This window comes from Staphylococcus simulans, from assembly GCF_003043455.1.
In the GTDB taxonomy this organism is placed as follows: Bacteria; Bacillota; Bacilli; order Staphylococcales; family Staphylococcaceae; genus Staphylococcus; species Staphylococcus simulans_A.
Genome location: NZ_PZGG01000068.1, coordinates 1 through 11,131, shown reverse-complemented (window position 1 = coordinate 11,131; position 11,131 = coordinate 1). Strand labels below are relative to the sequence as shown.

At 34.5% G+C, this 11,131-nt stretch carries 10 protein-coding genes and 1 riboswitch; of the genes, 8 read left to right on the top strand and 2 right to left on the bottom strand.

The features are described from left to right. Positions 1-159: 159 nt before the first annotated feature. The 3 genes from BU038_RS10505 to BU038_RS10495 all read left to right on the top strand — a co-directional run bounded on the left by BU038_RS10505 (position 160) and on the right by BU038_RS10495 (position 3,483). The gene (locus BU038_RS10505; RefSeq protein WP_002480991.1) at positions 160-882 is read left to right on the top strand and encodes a response regulator; all 723 of its coding nucleotides are present in this window, start codon (positions 160-162) and stop codon (positions 880-882) included. Beyond that, on the top strand, positions 866-2,623 hold the full coding sequence (locus BU038_RS10500) for an ATP-binding protein (RefSeq protein WP_107606003.1): 1,758 nt from the start codon (positions 866-868) through the stop codon (positions 2,621-2,623). Before BU038_RS10505 ends, BU038_RS10500 begins: the two co-directional genes overlap by 17 nt. A 114-nt stretch (positions 2,624-2,737) precedes the next feature. Continuing rightward, positions 2,738-2,874, top strand: a riboswitch (FMN riboswitch). Between the two features lie 60 nt (positions 2,875-2,934). Next, positions 2,935-3,483, top strand: a complete 549-nt coding sequence (locus BU038_RS10495; RefSeq protein ID WP_107606002.1) for an ECF transporter S component — start codon at positions 2,935-2,937, stop codon at positions 3,481-3,483. Between the two features lie 113 nt (positions 3,484-3,596). Here the strand turns inward: BU038_RS10495 and BU038_RS10490 are convergent, their stop codons facing one another. Then, entirely contained in the window at positions 3,597-3,845 is a 249-nt protein-coding gene (locus tag BU038_RS10490; protein WP_002480988.1) for a ferredoxin, read from the bottom strand. Between the two features lie 98 nt (positions 3,846-3,943). Here BU038_RS10490 and BU038_RS10485 point away from each other — a divergent pair, with 98 nt between their 5' ends. From BU038_RS10485 to ypdA, 4 genes are all read left to right on the top strand, one after another. Then, a complete protein-coding gene (locus BU038_RS10485; RefSeq protein ID WP_107606001.1) occupies positions 3,944-4,900 on the top strand; it encodes a helix-turn-helix domain-containing protein in 957 nt (318 codons plus the stop codon). Then, complete coding sequence (locus tag BU038_RS10480) at positions 4,900-6,276, top strand: RecQ family ATP-dependent DNA helicase (protein WP_107606000.1); 1,377 nt, start codon at positions 4,900-4,902, stop codon at positions 6,274-6,276. Before BU038_RS10485 ends, BU038_RS10480 begins: the two co-directional genes overlap by 1 nt. A 267-nt stretch (positions 6,277-6,543) precedes the next feature. Further along, positions 6,544-8,103, top strand: coding sequence for a LysM peptidoglycan-binding domain-containing protein (locus BU038_RS10475; RefSeq protein ID WP_428843600.1), 1,560 nt, complete (start codon positions 6,544-6,546; stop codon positions 8,101-8,103). A gap of 148 nt (positions 8,104-8,251) precedes the next feature. Continuing rightward, a complete protein-coding gene (gene ypdA / locus BU038_RS10470; RefSeq protein ID WP_107605998.1) occupies positions 8,252-9,238 on the top strand; it encodes a bacillithiol disulfide reductase YpdA in 987 nt (328 codons plus the stop codon). Positions 9,239-9,303: 65 nt separating this feature from the next. Here the strand turns inward: ypdA and BU038_RS10465 are convergent, their stop codons facing one another. Then, positions 9,304-10,278 (bottom strand): asparaginase, encoded by a 975-nt coding sequence (locus tag BU038_RS10465; RefSeq protein ID WP_107605997.1) that lies wholly within the window; start codon positions 10,276-10,278, stop codon positions 9,304-9,306. A 78-nt stretch (positions 10,279-10,356) separates the two neighbouring features. On the opposite strand from BU038_RS10465, the gene cmk reads away from it, so the two are divergent. Next, on the top strand, positions 10,357-11,028 hold the full coding sequence (gene cmk / locus BU038_RS10460; protein WP_107605996.1) for a (d)CMP kinase: 672 nt from the start codon (positions 10,357-10,359) through the stop codon (positions 11,026-11,028). The last annotated feature ends 103 nt before the right edge of the window (positions 11,029-11,131 follow it).

Here is an 11,131-nt window from a genome sequence, read left to right as displayed (position 1 = left end):
CATGAAGACGATACACAAATTATTAAATCCGAGAAAGTTACGACAGATATATTATCAATAAAGGAAATCACTCATGACTCTTATGATGTTTTAGGACTTGTCTGTCTATCTTATTGGACAACTTATTGTTGAATGCTCATATGGGAGGTACATAAAATTATGACAAAAATTCTTGTCGTTGATGATGAAGAAAGAATTCGCAGACTATTAAAATTATATTTAGAACGAGAATCTTTTGATATCGAAGAAGCTCGAGACGGCAAAGAAGCATTAGATTTAGCTTTAAATCACGACTATGCTTGTATCTTGTTAGACTTGATGCTTCCCGAAATCGATGGTATTGAAGTTGCAAACCGTTTGAGAGAGTATAAAGAAACTCCAATCATTATGTTAACTGCAAAAGGGGAAGAAACGAACCGCGTAGAAGGATTTGAATCTGGTGCAGATGATTATATCGTCAAACCTTTCTCTCCAAGAGAAGTTGTGCTCAGAGTTAAAGCCTTGCTACGACGTACACTTACAGCAACTTCAGATCAAAACGAACCACATGCGAGAGATTTAATCGAATTTAAGCATTTGGTCATTGATAATGATGCACACCGTGTACTTGCAGATGGTACACAAGTTAATTTAACACCTAAAGAATACGAATTATTAATTTTCTTAGCGAAAACACCTAACAAAGTATTCGACCGTGAACAATTACTAAAAGATGTTTGGCATTATGAGTTCTATGGAGACTTGCGTACTGTAGATACTCATGTTAAACGACTCAGAGAAAAATTAAACCGTGTCTCAAAAGATGCAGCTCAAATGATTCAGACTGTATGGGGCGTTGGTTATAAATTTGAGGTCGACAACAACGATGAAACGACTCAATAATGTCGTCATAAAACTGTGGTTAACTATTATTTTAATAGTAACGACAGTTTTAATTTTACTTAGTGCTGCATTAATTACATTCATCCAACAATATTATACGCAAGATACTGAACATTCCTTAGTAAATGATGCACACCGCATAAGTAATTTACTAGAGGAATCAGATAATAAATCATTAGCAATCAAACACAGTAAAATGCTTATAGAAGGGCCAAGTGGTTTGATTATTATGAAAAATAAAAAGGATGAATATTATAACTCACATTCGAAGTTTAAAGAACAAATGATGGATATCATTCAAAAAGATAATGATTTTGCGCAAGTATTCGATAAGCAAAAGAAAACATCTGAACATATTAAAATGACTGTAGACGGTCAAAAACATACGTATGTTTTAGTAGGATATCCAACTAAAGTGGATAATACACATCCTAACGGTGCAGTCTTTATTTACCAAGACTTAAAAAGTATAGATGATACTAATAATGTTATTACTATTATCATACTTGTTACAGCTATCATTTTCTTAATTGTAACAACTGTATTTGCGTTCTTCTTATCATCAAGGATAACGAAGCCGCTTCGCCAGCTCAGAACTCAAGCCACTGGTGTTTCTAAAGGCAATTATTCTTTAGTGAATGATATTCATACCAAAGATGAGATAGGCGAACTGGCAAACTCATTCAACCTCATGAGCAATGAAATTCAACGCCATATTGATGAAATTTCAGCATCTAAAAATATTAGAGAAAGTTTAATCAATTCAATGGTAGAAGGTGTGCTCGGTATAAACGAAGACAGAGAAATCATCTTGTCTAACAAGCTCGCTCAACAAATGGAAAACGAACTTGATGGAGAAAACAAAGCGTTATTCATCGAACAAATGAACAATACTTTCACTGATAAAGAAACACAGTTTGAAGAATACGAAGTAAACAATCGTTATTATGTTGTAATTATGAGTTATATTGATCAGTTCCAACCTAATGGCAGCAGCGGAATTGTTGCGATTATTCGAGATATGACAAATGAACATAAACTAGATCAAATGAAAAAAGATTTTATTGCGACAGTGTCTCATGAACTAAGAACACCAATTGCTTTATTGCAAGGGTATACTGAATCAATTGTAGACGGTGTAGTTTCAGAACCTGAAGAAATTAGAGATTCACTATCTATTGTTTTAGATGAAACGCAACGGTTGAATCGTTTAGTAAATGAACTGTTGAATGTTGCAAGAATGGATGCTGAAGGCTTATCTATACACAAAGAAATACAACCTATCAGTCAATTGCTTGATCGTATGCAACTAAAATATCGTCAGCAAGCGAGTGAATTAGAAATTGATATCAATCTCGCACCAGAAACACACAATCAATTATGGTTTTACGATTCAGACCGCATGGAACAAGTTCTTACTAACCTAGTCGATAATGCGACAAGATATACTGGTCCTGGTGATTCCATTACAATCACGACTGGTGAAGATGATGAATATGATATCTTATATATCACAGATACTGGCAGTGGTATTGCACCTGAACATGTAGAATTAGTCTTTGATAGATTCTATAAAGTGGATGCATCTAGAAAACGCGGTAAAGAGGGGACAGGTCTAGGTCTGTTCATCAGTCGTATGATTATTGAAGCCCAAGAAGGGACAATTAATCTAACTAGCGAACTAGGCAAAGGGACAACGTTCATTATTAAATTACCGAAGCCACATCATCATGAAGCATAATCTTTCAACTTGGGCATTGTGCCCAAGTTTTTTTATTTTCTCCTAGTTAAGCAATCGGATTGAACTTTTAAGATAAATCGGCTACAATAAATAGGAAAATAAAATATTAATGAAATTCATCTTCGGGGTCGGGTGCAATTCCCAACCGGCAGTAATTTTAAGCCTGCGACCTGTATTTATCTTTGGATAAATATGGCTGATCTAGTGAGATTCTAGAGCCGACAGTATAGTCTGGATGGGAGAAGATGGAGGGTTTATTTGTTGTGCAATAAAATCCTCCTATTCACGTAAGATGAATGGAAGGAGTCTTTATGAATCAACAAAACAACAAACGTTTCATCGTCATAAGTATGTTGAGTGCAATTGCTTTTATTTTGATGTTTATCAAATTTCCTTTGCCATTTTTACCTCCATACTTAACTTTAGATTTTAGTGATGTACCTGCTTTATTAGCAACATTTATTTTTGGACCAATTGCAGGTATAATCGTCGAACTGATTAAAAACTTATTGAATTTCTTATTCAATATGGGCGATCCAATTGGCCCTTTAGCCAATTTTGTAGCGGCTGTCAGTTTACTATTAACTGCGTATTATGTAAGTAAAGTCGTTAAAAGCCGCTTCAACATTATCATTGGTTTAATCGTAGGTACGATTGTCATGACCTTAGTTTTAAGTATATTAAACTACTTTGTATTGTTACCGCTCTACGGTATGATTATGAACTTGAGCGATGTCATGAAAAATTTAAAAATCATTATAGTTTCAGGTATTGTGCCATTTAATATTATCAAAGGTATCGTAGTATCTATTGTTTTCTTATTGTTGTATAAACGTTTAAAGAAAGCACTACGTTATTAATCATAAAATGAAAAACCCCCGGAAATTTCCGGGGGATTTTTTTAAGACATCATCTGTCTCGTTTTCATCAATCTATGTTAAGCGAAGACAGCCAACTGGTCTCACGATTGATACTATTCGAATTTTAATGCATCACCATCAAACGGTTCATCTGCAATTTTAATAGAATCTGTTGGGCAACCTTCGTCTGCATCTTCTAAGTCTTCATATAATTCTTCTGGAACAGGCGCTGTCCCTTCATTATCATCTAAGATAACATACGCAATACCTTCATCATCATAATCATAAATGTCAGGTGCTGCAGCACCGCATGCGCCGCAAGCAATGCATGTATCCATATCTACAATCGTATATTTAGCCAATTTACTTCGCCTCCTTCTTTAAAAATGCTACACTGATAACGTAATTTATATTTTAACACCAGTTTATCTTTTTTCAATACTATAAGTCATAGGTGATGATGGATTTGAACGAAATAATTCAATACATAAAAAAGCATGCATTTCATTATAAAACAGACAAAAGTATTTACAATATACTGATTGGTGCTAAAACGCATCAAACCTACTTTGATGCATGTAGCCAACAACTTTTATCATTATATCATAGTCAACCTGATTTAAAATATACGTCATTCGAACGAATCTATCATCAGAATTATGAAGATATATCATCCATTCCATTAAATGTTTCAACACGTTATACATTTGAAAGTATTCAACAAACTTTTCAAGTCTTACAGTTGTTAATCCAAACTATTTCATTCAAACAACATCACACGCTTTCTTTTATACCCGTTTCAGAAATCAGTAAGGTTCAAAAGAGAGCAAAAGAAATTTATTTTGATCTTGAACAGCAACAAAGTGTACATGTTTTCGAAAAAGAGGTTTATCATCTTTTTGAGCTTTTGAATCAAGCACAATCTCGTTCGATATTACATTATTTCCTCCAAGGATTTGATGAAGTCATGTATACGAATCAGCAAGTCAGCTTAATAGAGAACTTACAACTTTCAGAGTTAGCAATCATTAAAATGAATGATTTAGTCGAGATGATTCATTTACTAGAAGATAAAGAAACTTTTCCTATTTTGCATCAAGCCATTATATTACCAACACTTTCTATCAATACAAAAGATACACTCAAATTAGTGAAAACTGGATTATCATTAGAAGCAATCGCTCAAAAAGAAGGCGTTAAAGTAAACACAATTGAAGATCACATCATCGAATTATATATAAAAGGATACTTCACTGATTACAATTTCTATTTGGATACAAGATATCTAAATAAATTTAAACAATACTATATCGGCCGCCAAGAAGAACGATTAAGAAACTTTAAAGCGGCGTTTCCTGATATGAGTTATTTTGAAATTAAACTTGCGATTATTTTAATAGCGAGGGAGGGGATTTGATGCTTAAAAACGCTTTGAAAAAATGGTTCGGCTTTGAATCATTTAAAGAAGGCCAAGAAGCTATTATTGAAAATGTATTAAACCATCAGCATACTTTAGGTATTTTACCGACTGGTAGCGGTAAAAGCTTATGTTATCAACTTCCAACATACATCAAACAAAAGCCGACACTTATCATTTCTCCTTTGATTTCGTTAATGGACGATCAAGTGATGCAGATGCGAAAGAATGGTGAACGTTCTGTCAGTTATATTCATTCTGGCATGAGTTACGAAGAGAAAATGAAGAACTTAAAACAACTGAAATCATCTAAATTCATATTTTTAAGTCCTGAATTTATACTGCATCAAGATAATATTAAATGGATTGAAGCCATAGATTTAGGTATGATTGTGCTTGATGAAGCACACTGTATTACAGAGTGGGGATATGACTTTAGACCACATTATGCTTTAATCGGCAGAATTACTAAAAGATTTCCAAAAGCGACATTGCTCGCACTGACCGCGACTGCACCATTGCATTTACAAGAAGATATTGAAGCTATCGTAAAAACACAGTTAAAGGTCGTAAAAACCAAAATGAGCAGAGATAATATTATGTTATCGCATATCAATTTTGAAAATAATGCTGAGAAGAACGAATGGTTAAAATCTATTATCGAACAATCAGGGCCAACTATTATTTATGTATCCTCAAAGAAAAAGTGTCGGGAACTTGCTCAGATGATTTATGATGAAGGTTATCTCACAGGTATTTACCATGGTGATTTATCCTATCAAGAACGTCAAACTGTACAGCAGCAATTCATTCAAAATAAGATACCTATGATTGTCGCGACAAGCGCATTTGGTATGGGGATTAATAAACCAGATATTCGCACAGTTATCCATTATCATTTGCCTGTAAGCCCTTCAAGTTATCTTCAAGAAATAGGTCGTGCAGGAAGAGATGGGCAGCTTAGCCAAGCTATCAGCCTTTATCAACCAGATGATTATTTCTTATTAGAAACTATTCTTTTTGCGGATATTATTACTGAAGCTGATATAAATGCTTTCGATCAAGGTGCTTTTTTACCAGAACAAAAAACAGAAATTCTAGAAGTTCTATCAACCCAATATTCAATTCAACAAATAAAAACAATCTTCTCAATGTCAGAACAACGCAAAAAAGAAGGTTTATTAACTATGATGGGATACAAAAATCTAACTACTTGCAGACGTCATTATTTAATGTCATATTTCGGCGAAACAATTACTCCAACTGAATTTTGTTGCGACAATGACCATTCAATTCAACCTATTAATGTACTGAATAAAAAGAAAGTTGCTAGAAAAATGAATTATTTAGAAAAGTTAAACCAAATATTTACTTAATATTAATCATTATCCATTCATTTAATGTTATGGTTAGTGAATAGTCACTTTACATTGTAGTATTGCTTAGCTATATTAATATAAACTTGTGACAACGTAGTTAAAAGGATACTTTATTTTGAAAAACAAGTTACAGATAAGGTATAATTCTCTTTGCTTAGTATGTATTGCAAGTTATAATTAACATACAAGATGTGTTTTTCAGGCTCTCCATTCAGGGTATAAACACTACATATGTAAATAAATATTTTTAATAAAGAAAGGATGATGACGTTGTCAAACAACAATTTCAAAGACGATTTTGAACGCAACCGTCAATCAATTGATCCTAAACCATCGCATAAAAAACCTGATCATTTAGACGATTCAGTTGATACAGAAACAAATCATCAAGAAGAAACTAAAAAAGAAACGCAGGAACAACATTTCCCACCAAGAAATGCACATAAAAGACGTCAAAGAAGACGTGCTACTGCAACGCATCAACGTGAAGAAAGTACAGAAAAACCAAATGACTTACATAACCAAGAAGAAACACCGACAAACAAAGAGTCAAAAGGTCATATTTCTGAAACAGTAAAAGGTCAACACAACAATGGTAAGAAAAAAGCGGCTGGTACTGCTGTAGGTAGTGTTGGCGGTGGCATTATCGGCAAAGATTTGGAAAAAAATCATGAAAAAGCTGATAAATCTAAAGGTGTTAGTCCTGAAAAAGAAAACAAAAAAGAAGAACAGACAAAGACTGATAAAGACAATTCAGGTAAAAAAGCTGCTGCAGCCGGTACTGCAGGTGTAGTTGGAGGCGCTGCAGCTGGTAAAGCTGCTCATAAACATTCTGATCAGGAAAAAGCTGAACATCAAAAAGAAGAGGAACAACCTAAAGAGAGAGAAACAACGAAAAAAGACAACTCTGGTAAGAAAGCTGCTGCAGCCGGTGCGGCTGGTGTAGCTGGCGGTGCAGTAGCTGGCAAAGCTGCTCAAAAGCATTCTGATAAGAAAAAAGCTGAAAACCAAAAAGAAGAAGCACAACCTAAAGAAAAAGAGACAGAGAAAAAAGACAACTCTGGTAAAAAAGCAGCCGCTGCAGGTGCGGCTGGTGTAGCTGGCGGTGCTGCTGCAAGCAAATCTGCACATGCAGGTTCAGGAAATGGCGGCTCTGGAAATGGTGGTTCTAGCAACGGCGGTTCTGGTAATGGTGAAGAACCACCAAGAAAGAATAAAGGCGGTTTAAAAAAATTACTTCCTTTACTTTTAGGATTATTATTGATTGCAGCGATTGCTATTTTTGCAGGCTTAGCATTAACAGAACAAGGTAGTCACAAAGCACAGGACGACAATAAAGTTGCGCAAAAATCTGATAAAGACAAAGACAAAGATAAAGATGCAGCTAAAGATAAAAAAGATGACCAAAAAGCTTCAGATAAAAACAAAGATAAGAAATCTGATAAAGCAAAACACGATAAATCTAAACAACATGCAGCTTCAGATTCAGAAGCTACTGATGAATCACAAGCACAAGACCAAGACCAAGAGCAAAATGCTTACGATCAACAACAAAATGCTGCTCAAAATCAAAACGGTCAATATAACCAAAATCAGCAAGCTCAACAAAACAATCAATACAACCAAAATCAACAAGCACAACAAGCACAACAACATAACCAAGGTGGTCAAACACACACAGTATATGGTAAAGAAAATTTATATAGAATCGCAATCCAATACTATGGCGAAGGAACACCTGAAAATGTTGAAAAAATCAAACGTGCGAATGGTTTAAACAGCAACAATATTTCAAATGGCCAACAATTAGTTATTCCACAATAATCATACTGACCTCACTACAAAATGGTAGTGAGGTTTTTTATTAAAGATTCACAATTACTTTATTTTCTTTGATGAAACAAGATGAATAGCTTTTAAAAATTTGTATGACTGATATAATATTAGGGGTGTAAAGAAGGAGGTCAACTGTATGCAAACAGTAGAAAGTATCATTATCGGCGGCGGACCTTGCGGGTTAAGTGCTGCGATTGAACAAAAGAAAAAAGGAATTGAAACATTAGTTATTGAAAAAGGGAATGTTGTAGAATCTATATATAATTATCCTACACATCAGACATTCTTTTCATCTAGTGATAAATTAAGTATCGGTGACGTACCTTTCATCGTTGAAGAGTATAAACCAAGAAGAAACCAAGCGTTGGTTTACTACAGAGAAGTGGTTAAATACCATCAATTAAACATTCATGCCTTCGAAGAAGTGCTTACAGTTAAAAAAATGGGTAAACGTTTCACAATCACTACAACAAAAGATACGTATCAATGTCGTTTCTTGACTGTAGCGACTGGCTATTACGGTCAACATAACGAACTGGAAGTAGAAGGTGCTAAATTACCAAAAGTCTTCCATTACTTCAAAGAAGCGCATCCTTACTTCGATCAAAATGTTGTGATTATCGGTGGTAAAAACTCAGCTGTTGATGCGGCACTTGAATTAGAAAAAGCTGGCGCGAATGTGACAGTACTATACCGTGGCGCAGATTATTCATCAGCAATCAAACCATGGATATTACCTAATTTCGAATCATTAGTAAGACATGAAAAAATCGACATGCATTTTAATGCGAATGTGACTAAAATTGATGAAGATAGCCTGACATTTGAACAAGAGGGTGAATCTTACACAATTCCAAACGATTATGTCTTTGCGATGATCGGTTACCATCCAGACTACGACTTCTTACAAACAATTGGTATTGATATTAATACGAATGAATTCGGTACTGCACCTGTTTATGATAGAGAAACTTATGAAACAAATGTTGAAAACTGCTATATTGCAGGTGTGATTGCGGCTGGTAATGATGCGAATACAATTTTTATAGAAAATGGTAAATTCCATGGCGGTATTATCGCTCAAAATATTGTTGCTAAAAAACAAACACCGCTTGAATCTTAACTTAATACTTATAGAAAAACCGAGAAGCAGTTGCTACTGTTTCCCGGTTTTTTCTTTATATCCAATTATACTTGTGCATCGAAGTAGGCTTTAAGTTGTTCTTTATCAAAGTGATTGCTCATTGCAACGAGTAACTTAAGACGCGCTTTTTGACCATTCAAACCGTTGGAAAAGATAACACCTCTTTGCGCTAAATCGTATCCGCCGCCTTCATAAGCGTAGATAGGACCAACAATACCATTAAATGATCTTGATACCAATATGACAGGAATGCCTTTATCTAAACAAGCCATTAATCCCTTTAAAGCAGTAGGAGGTAAGTTTCCTTGTCCAAGCGCTTCAACCACAATTCCATCGACTGCTCTTTCACTGTAAAATAAGAAAATATCACTTGGCATATCCATATATGCTTTAACAATAGGCACATCTAATTTTGGATTGATTTTCTCTAAAATTTTATGTCTGTATGGTTTATGATGAAACTGTACACTCGTTTTTGTTAAAACACCTAATGGTCCATGGTTTGGACTTTGGAAAGTATTCGTATTTGACGTATGTGTTTTTGTCACATTTCGTGCTGTATGGATTTCATCATTGAACACTACCATTACACCTTTATCATATGAATCATCTGAAGCAGCTACACGAAGTGCTGAAATAAAATTATACAATCCATCAGAACCGATTTCATTTGAGGAGCGCATTGCACCTGTGATTACAATAGGTTTATCTGTTTGTGTAATTAAATCTAATAAGTAGGCTGTTTCTTCTAAAGTGTCAGTACCATGTGTAATGACGAAGCCATCGTACTGACCATTCTTACTATTTTCCTCAATAATATCTCTAAGTTTAACAACATCAGCAATTGTCACATGCGGAGAGGGAAGGTTAATAGGGTTAATCTCAGTAACGTCTGCATATTGTTTGATAATATCATGATGCTTTGAAATGGGGTTTTCTTCATTTTCTACAACTTTATTGCTTTCATCTTCAGACATACTGATTGTACCACCGGTATGCATGACTAAAATCTTTTTCAATGTCATCGCTCCTATCTCTATAATACGTTTTTATGATAAAATAAATATGAATAAACGACAAGGGAAGGTTTTCTAGATATGAGTTTAATTAATATAGCTATTGATGGCCCAGCAGCAGCGGGCAAGAGTACCATTGCACGAAAGGTTGCTGAAAGCCATTCTATGATCTATGTAGATACGGGCGCGATGTATCGTGCTATTACCTATAAATACTTAAAAGAGGGTAAACCTGAAGACTTTCAATCTCTTATTGAAAATGTAACATTGAAATTGGTTTATGATGACGTGAAAGGTCAACGTGTGTTATTAAACGATGAAGATATCACAGATTTCTTACGTTCTAATGAAGTCACACAAAATGTTTCGTATGTAGCATCTAAAGAACCTGTAAGAACATTTGCAGTGGAAGTACAGCAACAATTAGCTGCTGAAAAAGGGATTGTAATGGACGGTCGTGATATCGGTACGGTAGTTTTACCAGATGCCGAGTTAAAAGTGTATATGATTGCATCTGTAGATGAGCGTGCTGAACGTAGACAAAAAGAAAATGAAGCAAGCGGAATTCCTTCCTCTTTAGATCAATTAAAAAAAGAAATCAAAGCACGTGATGAATATGATATGAATCGTGAAATATCTCCATTACGTCAAGCAGATGATGCGATTACAGTTAATACAACTGGAAAGTCTATCGAAGAAGTAGCTGAAGTAATTAATCAACTTATCAGCGAAACACAAAATAAACTTTCATAATTTAAGATGTTAGTCTGATGTTAACTATATTAATTTGATTATAAAAATTCATAATCATTCTATGGCAATGCTAACTGATTCAAATAATTGTGCCATACTGTGA